This is a genomic window from Cupriavidus pauculus (assembly GCF_022179805.1).
GTDB lineage: Bacteria > Pseudomonadota > Gammaproteobacteria > Burkholderiales > Burkholderiaceae > Cupriavidus > Cupriavidus pauculus_E.
In genome coordinates this window covers 218,088-238,974 of sequence record NZ_BPUO01000004.1, presented here as the reverse complement: position 1 = coordinate 238,974, position 20,887 = coordinate 218,088, and the positions used below count along the sequence as shown (strand labels likewise).

Below are 20,887 nucleotides of genomic sequence, written 5' to 3'. Positions count from 1 at the left end.
GGCGTGCGAACATGACGTCTTTGCACCGATGTTCGCACGCCGATGATTACCCGCCCGCCGCTCCACTGGTTCAAGATGCTGTTCGTGCTGCGCGGCTCGGTCCTGCCCCGGATCGCCCCGCAGCTCGTCACGATCACGCTGTTCGCGGCGGTCATCACGCTCTTTCACGGGCGGATCGGCGAATGGAAGGTGTCACTGAACTTCGTGCCGTTCTCGCTGATCGGCCTCACGCTGGCCATCTTCCTGGGCTTTCGCAACAGCACCAGCTATGCGCGTTTCTGGGAAGGGCGCACGCTGTGGGGCAGCGTGCTCAACGAATCGCGTTCGCTGACGCGCCAGGCCCTGACGCTGGTGGCCGATCCGCAGCAAGCCCGCAAGCTGGTCTACCGGCTCTGCGCGTTCGTGCACGCGCTGCGTCATCAGTTGCGCGGCACCGATGCCTGGCCCGATGTGGCGCCGTTTCTCGACGAAGCCGATGCGGCGCGGCTCAAGGCGGCGAAGTTCAAGCCTGCCATAGCGCTGCTGATGGCGGGCGAATGGGTGGGCGACCGGTTGCGCGCGGGCCAGTTGGCCCCGGCCCTGGCCCAGCCGATGGAAATGTCGCTGAACAACCTCAGCACCGCGCTGGGCGGTTGCGAGCGGCTGGCCGGCACGCCGATCCCGTTCACCTATTCGGTGATCATCCACCGCTGCATCTATCTCTATTGCGTGCTGCTGCCGTTCGGCCTGCTCGACTCCATCGGCCTGATGACGCCGGTCATCGTCTGCTTCATCGGCTACACGTTCTTCGCGCTCGAAGCGCTCAGCGCGGAGATCGAGGAACCGTTTGGTGAGGAGCCGAACGACCTGGCACTGACCGCGATGTCGTACATGATCGAGGCCACGGTGCTGGAGATGATCGGCGAGGCGCCACGCAGCACCGCGCCATCCCCGCACGATTTCATCCAGGTTTGACGTACTAGCGCTGGCGGCGACCCCAGGCCAGTTCGACGAACACTGCGCACAGCGCTTCCATGCCGGCGCGGTCGGCGTCGTCGAAGCGCGCCTCGCGCGGGCTGTCCACGTCCCAGACGCCAATCAGCGTGCCGTCGGGCGCCACCAGCGGCACGACGATCTCGGAACGCGACGCGGCGTCGCAGGCGATATGTCCCGGAAACGCATGCACGTCGCGCACCAGCTGCGTGGCGCGCGCCTGTGCCGCCGTGCCGCAAACGCCGCGTCCGATGGCAATCCGCACGCAGGCCGGCTTGCCCTGGAACGGCCCCACCACCAGCTCCGTACCATCGAAGAAGTAGAACCCGGCCCAGTTCAGGTCGGCGAGCGAGTGGTAGACCAGTGCGGAGAAGTTGGCGGCGTTGGCCACGAGATCACGCTCGTCGGCCAGCAGCCCGCGCGCCATCTCTGCCAGCGCGGTGTACTGCTCGGGCTTGGACGATTGTGAAAGGTCGTTGGAAAGCTGGAACATCTTGGCTGACTCGGCAAATTCAGGGTGGGCGTTGATGATACGCCGATCCGCCCTGGGCGTTCAGCGCGGCCGCTTGACGGCCCGCACCTTGCCGCTGTCACCGCCGCCGCAATAAAAGCGGTCCGCGCCATCCGATTCCAGCCCCGATACGCCGATGCCGGCCGGCATCTCCACGGCTTCGAGCACCTTGCCCGATTGCGGATCGATATGGCGCAGGTCGCTCTGGTCGTTCTCCCAGGTACCGTGCCAGAGCTGGCCGTCTACCCAGGTCACGCCGGTGACGAAGCGGCTCGATTCGATGGTGCGCCGGATCGCGCCTGTTTCCGGATCGATCTCATGGATCTTGCGGTCACGGTACTGGCCCACCCACAGCGACCCCTCGGCCCAGGCCATGCCCGAGTCGTTGCCGTCGCCAGGCGCAGGAATCGATGACACGACCTTGCCCGTCTGCGGATCGATCTTCTGAATGCGGCGCTCGGCGATCTGGAACAGGTAGCGGCCATCGAACGCGGTGCCAGCGTCGGCCTGCACGGCAATTTCGCTCGACGTCTTGCCGCTGGCGGGGTCCAGTGCCAGCAGCTTCTCGCCCACGGCGAACCAGACCTGCCGGCCGTCGTACGTCAGGCCGTGCACATGGTCGACACCCGGGAAGGGACCGTATTCCTGAACAATCTCGGCGGCGATTCGTTTCATGATGGTTTCCTTGTCGACATCGATGTCGTAGTGAATGTGAAAACCATGCTACGCGCCCGGCAGCGGCGCCGGGAGTAACAAGGCCGTCGCGAATCCGGCGGCAGGCGGCGTCATCCACCGGCGCGTCCGCCCCGCCCCCACGGGCTGGACGTTGCCCGCATCGGCCAGCGCATCGAGCGCACGCTGCACGGTACGCTGACTGGTGCCGAGCGCCAGGGCCAGCGCCGAACTCGACCACGATTCACCGTCGGCCAGGCACGCCAGCACCGCCGCGTGCGCCTGTTCCAACGGGTGCGTCATCACCACGACCTCGGCTTCGGCCAGCGGTGCCATGGCGAACCCTTGCGGCGTGGCGCGGATGGTGGCGATGGCGGCTAGCGCCTTGCGCAAGCGCCCGATCTCAACGCGCAGGCGCGCGCGGTGCGTGTCGTCGGCATGGCGCATGCGGAACGCCGTGGCGATCAGCGTATCGCGCGGCACGTCATGCGGCCACGCCTGGCCCAGCGACCGTGCCAGCGCGAACAGCACGGGACGACGGGCCAGCGCCACGATCTCGGTGCCTCGCCGCACGGTCATGCGGCAGGCATCGACGATCAGCGCATCGGAGGCAAACCAGCGCTCAACCGCATCGAGCCGCAGCGGTTGCTCGGTGCCGCGCGCCAGCAGGCGCGCCACCGGGGTCTGCAGCACCTGCATCGCGCTCTCGACTTCGGCCACCAGTGCGGGAACGCCGGCTTGCCTGGCGGCAGCGGCCGCGCGCGTCAGAGCCTCGTGCGCCTGCGCTGAACGCACACGGCGCATGGCGATGCCGGCCAGCACCAGTTCGTGGGCGGCGTGCAGCGCGGGCGGCAACGGCGTGGTGTTCACGCCCGCGATGGTCCGCTCGGCATCGTCGAGCTGGCCGGTCATCAGGTGATGGCGTGCGATCAGGTAGCGCGCGTGGGCGGCGTTCACGACGTCGCCATGCGCGTCCAGCACGCGGCGCGCCGCGTCGAGTGCCCGCGCGGGCCAGCCGAGATCGCGCGAAACGATGGCGATCTCGGCCTCGGCCACCGCGCAACGGGCGCGGGCAATGCTCTCCCTGGGTCCGAACGCACGCGCCGCACTGCGCAGCAGCGTGCGGGCGCGCACGAAATCGCCAAGCTGGGACATGGCGATGCCGCGCAACGCCAGCGCGGGCGCGTCATCGCGCAGGGCGATACGGTTCAACGCGCCGAGCGGATCGCCGGCCGCGAGCGCGCGGGCCGCGGCGGTAATCAATGAGTCCATGGAGTTCCCGGGGAGCCGGGGCCAATCTAGCACATGCGTAATGACGGCTGTACATCACGTTTGCTGCGATGTCAGACGTCTTTCGCTTGAGAAAAACGCAAGCCAGACGGCCCGAAAACTCGTTTTACGGCAAGCGTGCGGGCAACCAATATCCAGTCAACGCACAGCCCCGTGCCAGACCAGACCCAGACAAAGGAGACCTGAAGTGACCGCTGCCACCACCGCCACCTCAAGCCTGTGGAGCGCCGATTCGCCGCCGCGCCTGCTGGCCTCGCGCCATCACGCCACCGGCGAATGGCTGTTCCCGGCGCTGCCCGAGCACTCGCCGCTGGCCTCGCAACACGCCACCGTGCCCGTGCAGGGCGTGGGCACCGTCTACAGCTTCACGGTCATCCATCCTGCGCCGAAGACGGGCCAGCCGCCGTACGCGCTGGGCTATGTCGATTTCGATGGCCCGGTGCGCATCTTCGGGCGCCTGCAGGGCAATGACCGCCCGGTCATCGGCAGCCGTTACGCGGCGCTGCCCGACGACACCTACGGCTACGTATTTCACGCACTCCAGGACTGACACCATGCACGACATCTACATCTCGGGCGGCGCCATGACGCCGTTTGGCCGCCACACCGGCGTGCTGGCACCAGAACTGGCGCAGCAGGCCATCCTCAAGGCCGTGGACGACGCGGGCGTGACGCTGGACGACATCGAGGCGGTCTACTGCGCCAACGTGCTGGGCGGCATGATCCTGGGCCAGTTGATCGTGCGCGATCTCGGCCTGCGCGGCATTCCGGTCTACAACGTCGAGAATGCCTGCGCCAGCGGCGCCACCGGCGTGCACCTGGCGCGCCACGCGCTGCTGGCCCAGCAGTACTCCACCGTGCTCGTGTTCGGCATCGAGCAGCTCACCGCGCTGGGCGGCGGCACGATCCCGATGCAGCGCAACGACATCAAGACCGACCTCTACGCCACGTCCGGCATGGTGCTGCCCGCCGTCTACGCGATGCGCGGCACGCGGTTCCTGCACGAGCGCGACGCCACGCCGCAGGACCTGGCCGCCGTGGCAGTCAAGAACCGCCACCACGGGTCGCTCAACGAATACGCGCAGCAGCGCAGCGAGACCACCGTCGACGAGGTACTGGCATCGCGCATGATCGCCGATCCGCTGACGCTGCTGCAGTGCTGCCCGTCGCAGGTGGACGGCGCCGCCGTCGTGGTCATGTCCACGCGCCGCCCCGCGCAGCGCAAGCCGGTCAAGGTGCTGTCTTCGGTGGTGGTGTCGGGCATTCGCGAGCAGGCGGACGACGACATCCTCGACGCCGAGATCACCGCGCGCGCCGCACGCCTGGCCTACGAACAGGCCGGACTGGGCCCGCGCGACGTCAACGTGGTGGAACTGCACGACGCCTTCACCATTGCCGAACTGCTCTACTACGAAGCGCTGGGCCTGGCCGACCATGGCGAGGCGGTGCCGCTGCTGCGCTCTGGCGCCACGCGGCTGGGCGGCCGCGTACCGGTCAACCCGAGCGGCGGGCTGCTGGCCAAGGGCCATCCGCTGGGCGCCACCGGCATCGCGCAGATGGTGGAAGTCATGTGGCACCTGCAGGACCGCGCCGGCAGCCGCCAGGTGCGCGATGCCCGGATCGGGCTGACCCAATGCACGGGCGGCGGCATCGCCGGCGTCGATCACGCCGCGTCTTCGGTCCATATCCTGGGAGCCTGACATGAGCACGCCTTCAATCGAACCCCGGCAGGTTGCCGTCATCACGGGCGCCGCGCGCGGCATTGGCCTTGGCATCGCCACGCGGCTGGCGCGCCAGGGCATGGCCGTGGCGCTGCTCGACCGCGACTCCACCGCGTTGTCCGAAGCCGTGGCGGGCCTGATCCAGGCCGACCACCGCGCCATGGGCGTCACCGTCGACCTGACCGATTCCGCGGCGGTCAACGCTGCGTTCGAACACGTTGCCGCCAAGCTCGGGCGTATCGACTGCCTGGTGAACAACGCCGGCGCGGTGCGCGACATGCGTTTTCTGAAGATGACCGACGACGACTGGGACCTCGTCATCGATACCAACCTGCGGTCGCAATTCCTGTGCTGCCGGGCCGCGCTGCCGGGCATGGTCGAGCGCCGCCATGGACGCATCGTCAACATCTCGTCGCGCGCCTGGCTGGGCGGATTCGGGCAGGCCAACTACTCGGCGGCCAAGGGTGGCGTGGTCAGTCTCACGCGGTCCCTGGCCATCGAGTTCGCCGCGCACGGCATCACGGTCAACGCCGTGGCGCCGGGCATCGTTGACACGCCGCTGTTCCGCAACTTCGCGCCCGACGTGCAGACGAAGCTGCAGAAGTCGGTGCCAGTGCAGCGCATCGGTACGGCCGAGGACATCGCCAACGCGGTGAGCTTCTTCGTCAGCCCCGATGCGTCCTACGTGACAGGCCAGACGCTGTACGTGTGCGGCGGGCGCAGCCTGTCGTCGCCAAGCGTGTGAGGGGCGCATCATGACCGTACGATTCGAGATCGAAGGCGGCGTCGCCCTGCTGACGATCGATCGCCCCGACGCGCTCAATGCGCTCGACGTGCCCACGCTGCAGGCGCTGCGCGCCCACCTGTGCGAAGTGCGCGACCGTGCCGACGTGCTGGTGGCCGTGCTGACCGGCAGCGGCACGCGGGCGTTCTGCGCTGGCGCCGACCTCAAAGGCACGCGGACCTCGCCGGCGAGCTATGCCGAGGCGATGTTCCAGGCGCCCGACCTGGCCGCCGACCTGGGGCTCTATATCCGCCTGATGGACCTGACCGGACTGCAGTGCCACAAGCCCGTCATCGCGGCCATCAACGGCCATTGCCTGGGCGCGGGACTTGAGATCGCCTTGCAGTGCGATATGCGCGTGGCGTCGACGCAAGCCACGTTCGGCCTGCCCGAAGTGCGGGTCGGATCAATCCCGGCCGTCTCGGGCCTGCACCGGCTGCTCAAGGCCGTGCCGGCAGCGCCGGCCATGCAGATGGTGCTGACCGGCGAGCGCATCGACGCGGCCGAGGCGGCCCGCATCGGCCTGGTGTCGGAGACGGTGGCGCCCGAGGCATTGCTCGACCGCGCGCTGCCGCTTGCGCACCGGATCGCCGCCAATGCGCCGCTGGCGGTGCAGGCCGTCAAGAAGCTGTCGCGCCAGACCGCGCACCTGAGCGAAGCCGATGCGCAGGACCTGACCGAACTCTACTGGGGCGCGCTGCGCGACACGGCGGACCGCATCGAAGGCCGCCAGGCGTTTGCCGAAAAACGACCACCGCACTTTGCCGGCCGCTAGCCAGATCAACGATCCATACCTATAACCAGGAGACACACCATGAACACCCTGCCCCGTCTGCTGCGGGCCACGCTATCCGCTGTCACCGGCCTCGCCGCCCTCACCGGCCTGGTCGCGCCGGCCGCCGCGCAAGGCCCGTTTCCGTCGAAGCCGATCACCATCGTCGTGCCGTTCGCGCCCGGCGGCGGCAACGACATCCTGGCGCGGCTGATCGCGCCGAAGATGAGCCAGCAACTGGGCCAGCCCGTCATCATCGAGAACAAGCCCGGCGCCGGCGGCAACCTTGGCGCCGACTACGTCGCACATGCGGCGCCCGATGGCTACACGCTGGTCATAGCGTCGAGCCAGATCACCATGAATCCCTACCTGGGCATGAAGGTGCCGTTCAACATCGAGCGCGATTTTGAGCCGGTGGGCCGGCTGGGATCGGTGCCGCTGATGCTGGTGTCGAACATGGAGCAGCCGTACAAGACACTGAAGGAATTCGTCGACTACACGCGCGCCAATCCGGGCAAGATCAGCTACAGCAGCCCCGGCCCGGGCACGCCTCAGCATCTGGCCGGCGAGGTCTTTGCCAAGCTCAACAAGACCGAGCTGCTGCACGTGCCCTATCGCGGCACCGGGCCGTCGATTTCCGACCTGATGGGCAACCAGGTGCAGGTGTCGTTTGCCACGTTCGCCTCGGCCATCCAGTACGTGCGTGCCGGCAAACTGCGCGCGCTGGGCATCGCCGGCCAGCACCGCACGCCGCTGATGCCGGACCTGCCCACGTTCGCGGAAGCCGGCCTCAAGGGCTACGACGCCGAACTCTGGTACAGCCTGCTGGCGCCGGCCAAGACGCCGCGCGCGGTGGTCGACAAGATCAACGCCGCGATGCTGGCCGCGCTGAAGGCGCCGGACATGGCCGACCAGTTCACGAAGCAGGGCTTCGAGGTCAAGGGGTCGACGCCCGACGAACTCAAGGCATATATCAGCCGCGAGCTACAGCGCTGGCAACGCGTGATCACCGAGAACAACATCAAGGTGGCGATGTGAGCCCGTCCATCGACAACCCGCTGCTCGAATCGCTGGGCATCCGGCTCGCGCACGTCGGGCCGGGCACGTGCACCTTCGAACTTGACCTGGAGCCGCGTCACCTGAACCGTCAGCGCACGCTGCAGGGCGGTGTCAGCGCGACGCTGCTCGATGCCGCATGCGGTTATGCCGGGCTGCAGCAGGACGGCGGCGATCTTGGCAATGCGGTGACGCTGATGCTGTCGATCTGCTACCTGGACAAGGTCAGCACGGGACGCGTGCGCGCCACGGCCCGCATCACGCGCGCCGGCCGGGGCGTCTATTTTTCAACCGCCGAGCTGGTGGCCGATAACGGCGCATGCATCGCCACCGCGCAGGGCACGTTCAAGCGCGCCCGGGAGCAGACATCATGCTGAGCCATGCACTGGACGGCCTGACCGTGATCGACTTCACGCAGATCGCCGCCGGCCCGATCTCGACCATGCTGATGGCCGACATGGGTGCGCGCGTGATCAAGGTGGAGCCGCCCGGTGGCGAACTGGGCCGCAGCCTCGGGCCGGGATGGATCGGTGACGACAGCGCGCTGTTCCATGCCTTCAACCGCAACAAGGACGGCGTCGCGCTGGACCTGAAGTCACCCGAAGGCGTGGCCGTGGCGCGCCGGCTGATCGCGCAGGCCGATATCGTCGTGGAAAGCATGCGCCCCGGCGTGATGGACCGGCTCGGGCTGGGCTACGCGCAACTGGCGGCCGATCACCCGGCGCTGATCTACTGCTCGATCTCGGCCTATGGCCAGACCGGACCCTATGCGGACCGCGCGGGCGTTGACGGCATCCTGCAGGCTGATTCCGGGCTCATGAGCCTGATCGGCACCGAGGACAGCGAGCCCTGCAAGGTGCAGTCGCCGGTGGTGGACGTGATGACCGGCTACGTTGCCGTGATGGGCATCCTGGCCAAGCTGGCGCAGCGGCAGCGCAATGGGCAGGGCGGCCATCTGGACGTGAACCTGCTCAACGCCGCGCTGGCGCTGCAGCAATCGTCGCTGACCAGCTATCTGTCGGATCGGGAGTTGCCGGTGCGCGCGGGCAGCGCAGCGCCGTACTCGGCACCGAACCAGGCATTCCGCACGGCCGACGGCTGGATCATGGTGGCCGCCTACATGCCCGACCGCTGGCGCCGGCTCTGCGAGACGCTGGGCCTGCCGGAGATGATCGATGACCCGCGCTTCGCCACATCGCCGCTGCGCGTGGCCAACCGCGCGGCCATGGTGGAGGCCCTGACGCGCGTCTTCGTCACGCGCACCACCGCGCAATGGCTGCCGGTGCTTGGCGCCGCCGACATTCTCTGTGCACGCGTGGCGACTTATGCCGATGTGATTGACCATCCGCAGGTGGCGGCCAATGGGATGATTGCGGCTGTGCCGCATCCGACGCTGGGGATGATCCGCATGCCGGGGTTTCCGGTTTGCAGTGCAGAGGTGAATGCGCAGGCAGCGCGTGCGGCGCCGGGGTGCGGGCAGGACACTGTGGCGGTGTTGGAATCGCTGGGTTTTGGTCAGGAAGAGATTGCGGCCCTGTCCGGACGCGGTGCGATCCATTGCGCGCCCGCAACGATAACCGCCAACTAGCTCGCAGCAAGCTCCCCTCTCCCACGACGTGGGAGAGGGGAGCAAACAGGTCGCTCACACAGCGACATCCCCGCCAAACTGCGCCAACAGCCACTTCCGAAACGTCGCCATGCTGGCACTCTCGGGCCGATCAGCGGGCGTCACCAGGTAGTACGTGAAATCGCCCATATCCACCGCCTTGCGGAACGGCGCCACCAGCTTGCCCGACGCCAGGTCGTCTTCCACCAGAAAACGCTGGGCGATGGCAAAGCCCTGCCCCTCCAGTGCGGCGGCATAGGCCATCGCCGAACTCTGGTAGGTCATGCCGCTGCGCGCGTCCACCTGGCCGTCGGCCTTGGCGGCCGCGAGCCAGCAGGCCCAGTCGTCCGGGCGGGCGATCGAGTGCAGCAGTACCTGGCGTTGCAGGTCGGCGGGGCCACGGACCTTTTTCGCGACGGCCGGGCTGCACACGGGCACGAGGATGTTCGATACAAGCCGGAAGGCGTTTGCGCCATTCCACTTGCCGTCGCCCAGGCGGATGGCGCCGTCGATGTCTTCGCGCCGGAAGTCCACGGGGTCGAGCGACGCCGTGAGCAGCACTTCGATCCCCTTGTTGGCCGCATGAAAACTCGACAGCCGTGGAATCAGCCAGCGCATTGCAAACGTGGTGTAGGCACGCACCTTCAGTTGCGTGCGGCGCGTACGGCGCGTGATGCGCACCGTGGCCTCGCGCAGGCCGTCCATCGATCTGGTGACCGCCCGGTAGTATTCCTCGCCCGCGCGCGTGAGCGTGATCTCGCGATGGCCGCGCACGAACAGCGGCACGCCGAGCGCGTCTTCGAGTGTGCGTACCTGGCGGCTGACGGCACCGGGCGTCACGTGCAGCTCTTCGGCGGCAACCGTGATGCTCAGGCGGCGCGCCACTACCTCGAAGGCGCGAATGGCATTGAGCGGGGGCAGGCGATCCATGGCGCGGATTCTGGCATGCGCTTGAGGAAATCTCAATCGAGCGCATCCCTCCCCCGCGCGCCGCCACACATCGTTCGATGACACCGCCATGGCCGGGATGAAACAAGCACGCATACATTTGCTTCATTGCGGTGCTCAGTTAAGCCGTCCTTGAAAAAGCGCGCGTGGCGCATAAAGTGAGAGCGCGCGACACCAGTCGCCCCTGCCCGGCACATGACAATGCTGCAATGTTGCCGGGCCAGCGGTCTCGCTCCAGCACTCCAGAACGAGGAGAACAAATGGAAGACCCCACCACTGCGCCGTCCGGCGGCTCGGGTGCCATGCCCGAACGCGGAGCGGCTGTCCTCTCGCGTCGACGATTCCTGCAAGCGGTTGGTACGTCGGGGGCCGGCGCCGCGACCGTGACGATAACGTCCGAGGCAACCGCCCAGGCCACGGCCACCGTGACCGCGCCGCCGCCCGCTGCGGCCGCCACCGGTTATCCGGTCACGCTCAAGGTCAATGGCACGTCGCACCGGCTGACCGTGCAGGCCAACGCGGTCCTGCTCGATACGCTGCGCGACCAGCTTCACCTGACCGGCACCAAGAAGGGCTGCGACCACGGGCAATGCGGCGCGTGCACGCTGATCGTCAACGGCGTGACGGTGAATTCCTGCCTGTCGGTGACGGTCATGCACGACGGCGACGAGATCACCACGGTCGAAGGGCTGTCGCACGACGGCCAGTTGCATCCGGTGCAGCAAGCGTTCTGGGACCACGACGCGTACCAGTGCGGCTATTGCACGGCCGGGCAGGTGATGAGCGCGATCGGCATCCTGCAGGACAAACGGGTGCCGGCCGACGAAGCAGCGGTGCGCGAAGCGATGAGCGGCAACATCTGCCGCTGCGGCGCGTACAAGAACATCGTGGCGGCCATCCAGGACGCGCGCGGCAAGATCGGGAGATCCTGATGCGTAACTTCGAGTATGCGCGGGCCGCCGATGTCGAGCAGGCCATCGCGCTCCACGCCCGCGGCTCTGATACGGTCTTCCTGGCCGGCGGCACCACGCTGCTGGACCTGATGAAGCTCGACGTCATGCAGCCGGCGCGCGTTGTGGACATCCACAAGCTTGGCCTCGACAAGATCGAGCCGCTTGCCGACGGCAAGGTGCGCATCGGCGCGATGGTCAGCAACACCGACCTCGCTCGTCACGCCCACATTGTCAAAAACTATCCCGTGCTGTCCGAATCGATCCTGTCGGGCGCCAGCACCCAGCTACGCAACAAGGCCACCACGGCCGGCAACGTGATGCAGCGCGTGCGCTGCGGCTATTTCCGCGATGGGGTGTCGCCGTGCAACAAGCGCGTGCCGGGCTCCGGCTGCGCGGCCATGGACGGCCTGAACCGCAATGTGCACGCGGTGCTCGGTGGCAGCCCGCAATGCATCGCGGCGCATCCGTCCGACATGTGCGTGGCGATGGTAGCCATCGGCGCGACGGTGCACGTGCAAGGCCCCAAGGGCAAGCGCGATATCCCGTTCGCGGACTTCCACCTGCTGCCGGGCGACTCGCCATGGAAGGAGCACGCGCTGGAAGCCGACGAGATGATCACGCATATCACCATCGATGCGCCGATGCCGGGCAGCAAGTCGGCCTACCTGAAACTGCGCGACCGCACGTCATACCAGTTTGCGCTGGCGTCGAGCGCCGTGGTGCTGGCGCTGGACGGCGGCACCGTGCGCGACGTACGCATCGCACTGGGCGGCGTGACCACCAAGCCGTGGCGCTCCACCAATGCCGAAGCCGTGCTGCGCGGCAAGCCGCTGACCGAAGCGGTGATCCGCGAGGCTGCCGTCGCGGCGATGTCGGGCGCGCAGTCGTATGGACAGAACGCCTTCAAGATTCCGCTCGGCCAGCAGGCCGTGATACGAAACCTGACGCGCCTGACGGCGTGAGGCCGGCACCGGCCGCCGACTCCCAAGGGAGATTCGCGTGAACAGCACTGCTATCGGCGCCTCGCCGCGCCGCATCGATGGCCGGCTCAAGGTGACCGGCGCCGCCCTCTACACCGCCGACCGCACGATGCCGGGCATGCTGTACGCCTACGGCGTGTACAGCACCGTGGCCAGCGGCCGCATCACGGGCATCGAACAGGCCGACGCGCGCCGCGTGCCGGGCGTGGTCGACATCCTCCACAACGGCAACTTCCCGCGCCTCTACAAGACGCCGAAAAGCCCGATCTCCTTCACGACGATCCTGACCGCGTCGATCACCGACGAGCACCGGCTGCCGTTCGAGGACGACACCATCCACTACGGCGGCCAGATGGTGGCGCTGGTCATCGCCGACACCTACGAGCACGCACGCGAGGCCGCCTACCGCGTCAAGGTGTCGTATGCGCCCGGCCATGCCGTGACGGACCTGGAGCATGGCATCAAGGCGGGCGGCCTGAAGGACGCGGGCAGCAACCATGCGCGCGGCACGCCGGAGCCAGCGTTCGAGCAGGCGAAATTCAAGGTCGATGCCGTCTACCGCACGCCCGTTGAAACGCACAACCCGATGGAGATGCACGCCACCGTGGCGTGGTGGGAAGGCCCCGAGCTGCATCTGTACGAGGCCACGCAGGGCGCCACCGTGCACCGCAACACCATCGCCCAGGTGTTCGGGCTGGCGCCCGAGCGCGTGACCGTGGACTGTCCGTTCATCGGTTCGGGCTTCGGGTCCAAGCTGTTCCTGTGGCCGCATTCGGTGGCCACCAGCGCGGCGGCGCGCATGACGGGCCGTCCCGTGAAGTTCGTGGTGCCACGCGCCTACATGTTCACCACCACGGGCCATCGCCCGGAAACGCGGCAGCACCTGCGCGTGTCGGCCGGTGCCGATGGCAAGATCACGTCGATCCGGCACGAGTCGGTCAACACCACGTCGTTCATCGACCAGTACCTGGAAAACTGCGGCGGCATGACGCAGAGCCTGTATTCGTGCCCCAACGTCACGGTGACGCACCAGACCACCAATGTGCATCGCGGCGCGCCCACGTCGATGCGCGCGCCCGGTGCCGCGCCGGGGCTGTTCGCGCTGGAATCGGCCATCGACGAACTGGCGCTGGCTTGCCAGCAAGACCCGCTGCAGTTTCGCCTGGCCAATATCTCAACGCGCGACGAGAGCAACAACCTGCCGTGGTCGAGCAATCACCTGCGCGAGGCCATCGAGGCCGGCGGCCGCAAGTTCGGCTGGGACAAGCGCAATCCGCGCCCCGGATCGATGATCGACGGCACGCAGGTCATTGGCTACGGCATGGCCGTCTGCAACTGGGATGCGTGGCGTACGCCGTCCGAGGCCCGGGTATTCCTGCGCGCGGACGGCACCGCATCGGTGACCTGTGCGGTTCAGGACATTGGCACCGGCATGTACACGATCGTGGCGCAGACCATCAGCGAACTGACCGGCCTGCCGTTCGAGCGGATCGAGGTCAAGCTTGGCGATTCGTCATCGCCGGCCGCGCCGGTGGCCGGGGGTTCGTGGGCCACGGCCAGCGTACTGCCCGCCGTGGCAGAGGCCACGCGCGAGGCTATCGCCCAGTTGCGCGCGTTTGCCACCGGCGAAGGTGGCGAGTTCGCGGGCGCGAAGCCCGAGACGCTGACGCTGCGCGACGGCAAGCTTGGCGATGGCAAGCGCAGCGTGGACTTCGCGGCCATCCTGAACAAGCAGCGCTTTGCGGCGGCCGAGGGCTTTGGCCGCACGGGCGGTGCGCCGAACATGGACAAGATGTCGTTCATGTCGTTCGGCGCCCACTTCGTGGAGGTGCGGTGGGACCCGGGCATCTCGCGGCTCTGGGTGTCCAGGGTGGTCAGCGCCATCGACGTGGGACGCGTGATCAACCCGGTCACGGCGCGCAACCAGGTGGAAGGCGCCATCGTGATGGGCATCGGCATGGCACTGTTCGAGGCCACCGAATACGACGAGCGCAACGGCATGCCGGGCAACAACAACTACGCCGAGTACGCGATGCCGGTGCACGCGGACCAGCCGCAGATCGATGTGGTGCTGCTGGACTATCCCGACCTGGAGTTCAACGAGTTCGGCGCGCGCGGCATTGGCGAGATCGGCATCACCGGCTTTGCGGCAGCGGTTGCCAATGCGGTGTATCACGCCACGGGCAAGCGTATCCGCGACCTGCCGATCGTGAAGGAAAAGCTGATGGCGTGATGGGGGTGCACAGGCTGGCGTGGGGGCGGACTGAGGCCGGCGCTGCGGGCGGTGCGGTGTTATCGTTGCGCCTTGTCCTCGCCATGGCCGCCGTCCGGGCCCCTCGTCCATGTCCGACAGTACCCTGCAGGCGCCGGCCGTCCCGCTCTGGCTGCGCCTGGCCCCCGCGTTGTTCCTGTTGCTGTGGTCGTGCGGCTTCGTCTTCCTGAAGCTGGGCCTGCAGTACGCCGATCCGCTGACCTTCCTGGCGCTGCGCTACGCCTGCGTGGTGGCGCTGCTGATCGTGCCCTGCCTGTGGCTGCGTCCGCCCATGCCGCGCGGCGTGGCGCCATGGGTGCATCTGGCGATGATCGGCCTGCTGATCCAGGCCGGCTACTTTGCATTCACCTACCTGAGCCTCAAGCTGGGCATGTCTGCCGGTGCGGTGGCGTTGGTCACGTCGCAGCAGCCGATCCTGATCGGGCTGCTGGCGCCCATCATCGCTGGAGAACGCGTGGATCGCGTGCGCTGGGCCGGCCTAGCGCTGGGCGTGGCAGGCGCCACGATGGTGATCACGGCCAAGTCGTCGGTGCAGATGAGTTCACCGATCGGGCTCGGCTTTGCCATGCTGGCACTGCTGGCCATGACCAGCGGTACGCTCTACGAGAAGCGCTTTGGCGCACCCGTGCATCCGGTACTGGCCAATACGGTGCAGTACGCGGTGGCGCTGCTGGTGACGGCGCCGCTGGCGTACATGCTGGAGCCGATGCATGTGCAGTGGACGCCGGGACTGTTCGGATCGCTGGCCTACCTGGTATTCGGCAACTCGCTGGTGGCGATTTCGCTGCTGCTGGCGATGATCCGGCATGGCGAGGCGTCGCGCGTGTCGGCGCTGTTCTTCCTGGTGCCGCCGGTCACGGCCGTCATCGCATTCGTGCTGCTGGGCGAAGCGCTGCCGGCGATGGCCTGGCCTGGCATGGCCATCGCGGCGGCGGGCTTGTACCTGGTGATGCGGCGGCGTTAGGAGCGGGGACTGCCGCCCGCCATGCTGGCCAGATCGACCAGCCGGTCGTAGGCGTCGCCATCGAGCAGGCCCAGCGCAATGGCGGCGGCGCGCGGCGTGGTCTGGTGCTCGCGCGCATGCCGCGTGATGGCCGCCGCCTTGTCGTAGCCGAGCACCGGATTGAGTGCCGTGGCCGCCAGCAACGGGCTGTCGAGGTTGCGCGCCAGCCGCTCGCGTACCGGTTCCAGACCGGGAATCACACGCTGGGCCATCACGCGCGCACTGTCGGCCAGCAGCCGGATCGATTGCAGCACGTTATGGATCAGCACCGGCTTCGCCACGTTCAGCTCGAAGTTGCCCGACGCATCGGCCATGGTCACGGTCACGTGGTTGCCGGCCACCTGCATGCCGGCCTGCACCATGACTTCCGCGATCGTCGGGTTGCGCTTGCCCGGCATGATCGATGACGTGAGGCCGTCTTCCGGCATGGCCAGTTCACCGATGCCGCAGTGGGGCCCCGAACTCATCCAGCGCAGGTCGTTGGCGATCTTGATGAACGATGCTGCGATCACATTGAGCGCGCCCGACAGTTCCAGCAGCGCATCGTGCGCGGCCATACCCTCGACCTTGCAGGTACTGGAGCGGAACGCGTGGCCGGTCAGGCGGCTGACTTCCTCGCAATAGGCGTCGGCAAAGCCAGCGGGGGCATTGAGACCCGTGCCCGCCGCCGTGCCGCCTTGCGGCAGCACCAGCAGGCGCGGCATGGTGGCCTGCACGCGTGCCAGCGCGTTGTCGATCTGCAGTGTGAATCCTTCGAACGCCTGGCCCAGCCGCATCGGCACCGCGTCCATCAGGTGCGTGCGCGCGAGCTTCAGGATATCGGCGAATGCCGTAGCGCGCTCCTGGAGACTGTCGCGCAGCATTGCCAGCGCCGGCAGCAGCCGGGCTTCCAGCTCCAGCACCGCCGTGATGTGCATCACCGACGGAAAGCTGTCGTTGGACGATTGCGATGCATTGACATGGTCGTTCGGATGGACCGGATGCCGGCCGCCCAGCGGCTGCCCGAGCCGTTCGTTGGCGCGGTTGGCGATGACCTCGTTGGTGTTCATGTTGGTCTGGGTGCCCGACCCCGTCTGCCAGACCGTCAGCGGAAAATGCGCGTCGAACGCGCCGGCCCGCACTTCCGCTGCTGCGCCGATGATGGCTTTGGCAAGCTCAGGGGCCAACGCGCCGCAGCGCAGGTTGGCCTGCGCCGCCGCCATCTTGTGCAGCCCGAACGCGTGCACTAGCGCGGCCGGAAAGCGTTCGTCGCCGATATCGAATACGGCCAGCGCGCGCTGCGTCTGCGCGCCCCAGTAGCGGTCGGCGGGAATCGCCACCGGCCCGAACGCATCGTGCTCCATCCTGACTTCTGACATGTCTTCAATCCAGCGAGATATTGGCCTTGGCCGCGAGTACCTTCCAGCGCGCCACTTCGGCGGCGGTGTGCTTGCCCAGCGCGCTGGCGGTGTATTGCTCCGGCGGCAGCATCTGGATGGCCTGCGCGGTCAGCCTGGTCGTGAAATCCTTGTCCGCCATGACCTTCAGATAGGCCTGCTGCACCTTGTCCACGGCGGCCTGCGGCGTGCCCTTGGGTGCATAGATGCCATACCAGGTGGCGGCCTCGAAGCCCGGCAGCACGGTTTCCGCCAGCGTCGGCACGTCCTTCAGTTGCGGCACGCGCACCGCCGACGTCACCGCCAGCGGGCGCACCTTCGATTCGGTGATCTGCGGCAGCGCGGTGTTGGTCTGGTCGAACATGCCGTCTACTTGCCCGCCGATGACGTCGATCAGCGCCGGGCCGGCACCCTTGTACGGCACCAGCGACACCTTGATGCCAGCCGAAGCAGCGAACATCGCGGCCACCAGGTGCGACGTGGAACCCATGCCCGCGTTGCTGAGGTTCAGCTTTCCGGGATTCTTGCGGCCGTAGTCGACGAACTCGCGTGCATCCTTGGCGGGATGGTCCTTGCGCACCATCAGCACCATCGGCGTGTCCGGGAAGCGGAATACCGGCGCGAAGTCCTTGACCGGGTCGTAAGACAGCTTCTTGTACAGCGCGGGCGCCGCGCCCATGTACCCCATATGGCCCACCAGCATCGTGTAGCCGTCCGGCTGGGCCCGCGCGGCCTTGGTGGTGCCAATCGTGCCGCCGGCGCCGGGCGAGTTGTCGATAATGATCGACTGGCCGACTTCACGTGACACACGCTCGGCGATGGTGCGCGCCAGCGCATCGGTGGGACCGCCCGCCGCGAACGGCACGATCCACGTGATGGGCCGCGACGGGTAATTCTGGGCGTGGGCCGAGGTGGCCAGCATCGCGACGACGGCCGCGGCCAGGATGGGTTTCATGGTTGTCTCCGGTTTTGATTTTTTGGTTTGAAGTTTTTTTGGGCGGCGTTTGGCGGGCGGCTTGTGGTGATGGATGCGCCTGCTCTCTCCCCCGGCCCCTCTCCCGCGTGCGGGAGAGGGGAGCAGACCATCAGGTTGCGGAGGTTCGCAGTTCCACGTTTGCGCGCGGCGACTGCACTGCCGGGTTGTCGGCCTCTTCATCGTCGAACGCCTGGCCCGGATACCGCTCCGGGTACAGGTGACGCTGCGCCGTATCGGCGTCGAAGGTGCCCGACCACTTGGCGACCACCACGGTGGCCACGCTGTTGCCGATGGTGTTGCAGGTGGAGATCGCCATCGACAGGAAGCGGTACACGCCGAAGATGACCGCCAGCCCTTCAACGGGCAGCAGGCCGGTGGACGTGACCGTGGCAGCGAACACGACGAACGAACCGCCCGACACCGTGGCCGCGCCCTTGGACGTGAGCAGCATCAGCACCAGGATGCCGAGCTGGTGGTCGAGCGAAAGCGGCACGCCATAGGCGTGGGAGATGAACATCACGCCCATCGCCATGAAGATCGACGTGCCGTCGAGGTTGAACGCATAGCCCGTAGGCAACACCAGGCCAACGGTCTGCTTGGCGCAGCCCAGGCGTTGCAGCTTGATCAGCAGCCGGGGCAGCGCGCTTTCCGACGACGCAGTGCCCAGCACGATCAGGATTTCATCCTTGATGTAGCGCAGAAACCGCCACAGGCTGAAGCCCGCCAGCCTGGCCACGATGCCCAGCACCACCGCGACGAACAGGATCACCACGGCGTAGAAGCTCAGCACCAGTTGCGCCAGCGCGATCAGCACCGCCGACCCGTTGCTGCCCACCGAATAGGCCACCGCGCCGAAGGTGCCAATCGGCGCCAGCTTCATGACGAGGTTGATGAACGAGAACAGCACCTCGGAGATCATGTCCAGGCCGGCGTTGACCTTCTCGCGTCGCGTCTCCGGAATGGCCAGGATGCCGATGCCGACCATCACGGCCAGCACCACCACCTGCAGCAGTTCTCCCTTGGCAAACGCACCGACGAAGTTGTCAGGCACGATATGCATCATGAATTCCAGAAATCCCTGCGGGGCGGCGGCCTTGGCGGCGGGTGCCACGGCGCTGCCGGTCACGTGGCTCATGCCCTTGCCGATTTCGAGCAGGTTGCCGGCGAACATGCCAACGACCAGCGCGATAGTCGAGATCACTTCGAAGTAGACGATGGAACGCCAGCCGACGCGGCCGGCGCTCTTGACGTCGCCCGCAGATGCAATGCCGTGCACGATGGTCAGGAAGACCAGCGGCGCCACGCCAGCCTTGATCAGCGACAGGAACATGTCGCCCAGCAGCTTGAGCTTGGCGGCGAACTGCGGCAGGGCAAACCCGACCACGATGCCGAGGATCAGCGCCAGCAGGACCTGCATGCCGAGCTTGCGATACCAGGGCAGGCGCTTCAGTGCCGGCGGTGCGGCCGGCGTCTCTATGGATGTGTGTTGCATGGTGTCTTCCTCCAGCCGGGCCTTCGGGCCTCAGGCAACTTCCCTGGACAAGGCGATGGCACGGTCCACCATCTGCGGCGACAGGCCCAGGTAGTTGGCCGGGTCGACCATTTGCTCGATGGCGGCGCGATCGAAGTGCCGCGTGACGTCGGGCAGCGCCAGCAGCGCATCGGCCAGCGTGCCGCCGGCCTCGTTGACGGTGCGGCAGGCGTCGTAGACCACGTCGTGCGCCTGCTGGCGGCCGATATGCGGCGCCATGCGCATCATCACGGCCTCGGCCACGATCAGGCCCTTCGAGATGCCCAGGTTGTGCTGCATGCGCGCGGTGTCGACGATCAGCCCACCCAGCGCGAACTTGGCCTGGTGCAGCGCGCCCGACGTGAGGATGAAACTCTCGGGGATGGCGATCCATTCAGCATGCCACGGGCCGGTGGCGCGTTCGAAGTCCTGCACCATGGCGTCGACCATCAGGCCGGCATGCTGGCGCACTGCCTTCGACGCGGCCAGCATCAGTTCGCTGGAAATCGGGTTGCGCTTCTGCGGCATCGTGCTGCTGGCGCCCCGGCCCTTCACGAACGGCTCGTAGACTTCGGCAAACTCGGTGGACGCCATGATCATGATGTCGAGCGCGATCTTGCCGAGCGAACCCGTGACCAGCGCCAGCAGGTTCACCGCTTCGGCAAACCCGTCGCGCGCCACGTGCCATGTGGTAGCCGGCACGCCGAGGCCCAGTTCCTCGGCCAGCGCGCGCTGCACCTCGAAGCCCTTGTCGCCCAGCGAAGCCAGCGTGCCCGCCGCACCGGCGAACTCCACCACGGCCACGCGCGGGCGCAGTTCGGCAATGCGCTGCTGGTGGCGGTCGAACATGGCAAGCCAGATCGCGGTCTTGTAGCCAAACGTCACCGGCAGCGCCTGCTGCAGGTGGGTACGGCCGGCCATCGGCGTGTCGCGATACTTGACGCTGAGATCGGCCAGGATGCCGCGCAGCTCGCGGATATCGGCATCGATGCTGTCCAGTGCGTCGCGCACCTGCAGTGCCACGGCGGTATCCATGATGTCCTGCGTGGTAGCACCCCAATGCACGTATCGGCCCGCATCGCCGCACATCTTCACCAGCTGATGTACCAACGGCAGGATCGGATAGCCGACAATGTCGGTTTCCTCGCGCATGTGGTCGAAGTCGATGCGGTCGATGCTGGACTCGCGGGCGATGATCTCAGCCGCCTCGGCCGGAATCACGCCAACGCGGCCTTCGGCACGGGCCAGGGCCACTTCGACGTCGATGTAGCGCTGAACCAGCGCGCCATCGGAAAAGATCTGCCGCATCTTCTGGGTGCCGAAGGCGTCGCGAAACAACGCGGAATCGACAACGGTACTGGCGGCGGGAATGGAGATTCGGGTCATGGTGCTACCTTGTGGCAATCAGACAAGAGTCTTAATATGTTCGAACATATCTGTCATTAAATATGTTCGAACATATTAAGAAAATGAGGGTTAACCCGC

At 67.2% G+C, this 20,887-nt stretch carries 20 protein-coding genes; 12 read left to right on the top strand and 8 right to left on the bottom strand.

All coding sequences use genetic code 11. The annotated features are described in order from the left end of the window. The first annotated feature begins 42 nt into the window (after positions 1-42). On the top strand, positions 43-954 hold the full coding sequence (locus MFF62_RS09740; protein WP_238262593.1) for a bestrophin family protein: 912 nt from the start codon (positions 43-45) through the stop codon (positions 952-954). A gap of 4 nt (positions 955-958) precedes the next feature. On the opposite strand, the gene MFF62_RS09735 is transcribed toward MFF62_RS09740, so the two are convergent. The 3 genes from MFF62_RS09735 to MFF62_RS09725 are packed head-to-tail and all read right to left on the bottom strand — an operon-like array spanning position 959 to position 3,427. Beyond that, positions 959-1,465, bottom strand: coding sequence for a GAF domain-containing protein (locus MFF62_RS09735; RefSeq protein WP_238262590.1), 507 nt, complete (start codon positions 1,463-1,465; stop codon positions 959-961). 60 nt (positions 1,466-1,525) lie between these two features. Then, the gene (locus tag MFF62_RS09730) at positions 1,526-2,158 is read right to left on the bottom strand and encodes a Vgb family protein (protein WP_238262588.1); all 633 of its coding nucleotides are present in this window, start codon (positions 2,156-2,158) and stop codon (positions 1,526-1,528) included. 48 nt (positions 2,159-2,206) lie between these two features. Then, the gene (locus MFF62_RS09725; protein ID WP_238262587.1) at positions 2,207-3,427 is read right to left on the bottom strand and encodes a helix-turn-helix domain-containing protein; all 1,221 of its coding nucleotides are present in this window, start codon (positions 3,425-3,427) and stop codon (positions 2,207-2,209) included. A 205-nt stretch (positions 3,428-3,632) separates the two neighbouring features. On the opposite strand from MFF62_RS09725, the gene MFF62_RS09720 reads away from it, so the two are divergent. From MFF62_RS09720 to MFF62_RS09690, 7 genes are read left to right on the top strand one after another with little or no spacing between them, the layout of a single operon-like run. Then, positions 3,633-3,995 carry a Zn-ribbon domain-containing OB-fold protein gene (locus MFF62_RS09720; RefSeq protein ID WP_238262585.1) on the top strand — a complete coding sequence of 121 codons (363 nt, stop codon included), beginning with the start codon at positions 3,633-3,635 and terminating at the stop codon, positions 3,993-3,995. A 4-nt stretch (positions 3,996-3,999) separates the two neighbouring features. Then, entirely contained in the window at positions 4,000-5,145 is a 1,146-nt protein-coding gene (locus tag MFF62_RS09715) for a thiolase family protein (RefSeq protein WP_238262583.1), read from the top strand. Between the two features lies 1 nt (position 5,146). Then, positions 5,147-5,911, top strand: coding sequence for an SDR family NAD(P)-dependent oxidoreductase (locus MFF62_RS09710; protein ID WP_238262581.1), 765 nt, complete (start codon positions 5,147-5,149; stop codon positions 5,909-5,911). Between the two features lie 10 nt (positions 5,912-5,921). Further along, a complete protein-coding gene (locus MFF62_RS09705; RefSeq protein ID WP_238262579.1) occupies positions 5,922-6,725 on the top strand; it encodes an enoyl-CoA hydratase/isomerase family protein in 804 nt (267 codons plus the stop codon). 39 nt (positions 6,726-6,764) lie between these two features. Next, the gene (locus tag MFF62_RS09700) at positions 6,765-7,760 is read left to right on the top strand and encodes a Bug family tripartite tricarboxylate transporter substrate binding protein (protein ID WP_238262577.1); all 996 of its coding nucleotides are present in this window, start codon (positions 6,765-6,767) and stop codon (positions 7,758-7,760) included. Continuing rightward, positions 7,757-8,155 (top strand): PaaI family thioesterase, encoded by a 399-nt coding sequence (locus tag MFF62_RS09695; protein WP_238262546.1) that lies wholly within the window; start codon positions 7,757-7,759, stop codon positions 8,153-8,155. The genes MFF62_RS09700 and MFF62_RS09695 overlap by 4 nt, the downstream gene beginning before the upstream one ends. Next, on the top strand, positions 8,149-9,366 hold the full coding sequence (locus MFF62_RS09690) for a CaiB/BaiF CoA transferase family protein (protein WP_238262544.1): 1,218 nt from the start codon (positions 8,149-8,151) through the stop codon (positions 9,364-9,366). Before MFF62_RS09695 ends, MFF62_RS09690 begins: the two co-directional genes overlap by 7 nt. A gap of 54 nt (positions 9,367-9,420) precedes the next feature. Here MFF62_RS09690 and gcvA read toward each other — a convergent pair whose 3' ends face one another. Continuing rightward, positions 9,421-10,314 (bottom strand): transcriptional regulator GcvA, encoded by an 894-nt coding sequence (gene gcvA / locus MFF62_RS09685; RefSeq protein ID WP_238262542.1) that lies wholly within the window; start codon positions 10,312-10,314, stop codon positions 9,421-9,423. 278 nt (positions 10,315-10,592) lie between these two features. On the opposite strand from gcvA, the gene MFF62_RS09680 reads away from it, so the two are divergent. The 4 genes from MFF62_RS09680 (at position 10,593) to MFF62_RS09665 (ending at position 15,501) form a co-directional block, all read left to right on the top strand. Next, the gene (locus MFF62_RS09680; protein ID WP_238262541.1) at positions 10,593-11,264 is read left to right on the top strand and encodes a (2Fe-2S)-binding protein; all 672 of its coding nucleotides are present in this window, start codon (positions 10,593-10,595) and stop codon (positions 11,262-11,264) included. After that, positions 11,264-12,247: an FAD binding domain-containing protein gene (locus tag MFF62_RS09675; protein WP_238262539.1), complete on the top strand. Its 984-nt coding sequence runs from the start codon at positions 11,264-11,266 to the stop codon at positions 12,245-12,247. The genes MFF62_RS09680 and MFF62_RS09675 overlap by 1 nt, the downstream gene beginning before the upstream one ends. A gap of 37 nt (positions 12,248-12,284) precedes the next feature. Then, positions 12,285-14,498, top strand: a complete 2,214-nt coding sequence (locus MFF62_RS09670) for a xanthine dehydrogenase family protein molybdopterin-binding subunit (protein WP_238262537.1) — start codon at positions 12,285-12,287, stop codon at positions 14,496-14,498. A gap of 109 nt (positions 14,499-14,607) precedes the next feature. Further along, positions 14,608-15,501, top strand: a complete 894-nt coding sequence (locus tag MFF62_RS09665; RefSeq protein WP_238262535.1) for a DMT family transporter — start codon at positions 14,608-14,610, stop codon at positions 15,499-15,501. Here the strand turns inward: MFF62_RS09665 and MFF62_RS09660 are convergent. The 4 genes from MFF62_RS09660 to MFF62_RS09645 all read right to left on the bottom strand — a co-directional run bounded on the left by MFF62_RS09660 (position 15,498) and on the right by MFF62_RS09645 (position 20,788). Further along, positions 15,498-16,898, bottom strand: a complete 1,401-nt coding sequence (locus MFF62_RS09660; RefSeq protein ID WP_238262533.1) for a class II fumarate hydratase — start codon at positions 16,896-16,898, stop codon at positions 15,498-15,500. The genes MFF62_RS09665 and MFF62_RS09660 overlap by 4 nt on opposite strands. A gap of 4 nt (positions 16,899-16,902) precedes the next feature. Beyond that, positions 16,903-17,871 (bottom strand): tripartite tricarboxylate transporter substrate binding protein BugD, encoded by a 969-nt coding sequence (locus MFF62_RS09655; RefSeq protein WP_238262531.1) that lies wholly within the window; start codon positions 17,869-17,871, stop codon positions 16,903-16,905. 130 nt (positions 17,872-18,001) lie between these two features. Further along, the gene (locus tag MFF62_RS09650; RefSeq protein WP_238262529.1) at positions 18,002-19,384 is read right to left on the bottom strand and encodes a cation:dicarboxylate symporter family transporter; all 1,383 of its coding nucleotides are present in this window, start codon (positions 19,382-19,384) and stop codon (positions 18,002-18,004) included. Positions 19,385-19,414: 30 nt separating this feature from the next. Then, positions 19,415-20,788, bottom strand: a complete 1,374-nt coding sequence (locus MFF62_RS09645) for a class-II fumarase/aspartase family protein (RefSeq protein WP_238262527.1) — start codon at positions 20,786-20,788, stop codon at positions 19,415-19,417. Positions 20,789-20,887: the final 99 nt, after the last annotated feature.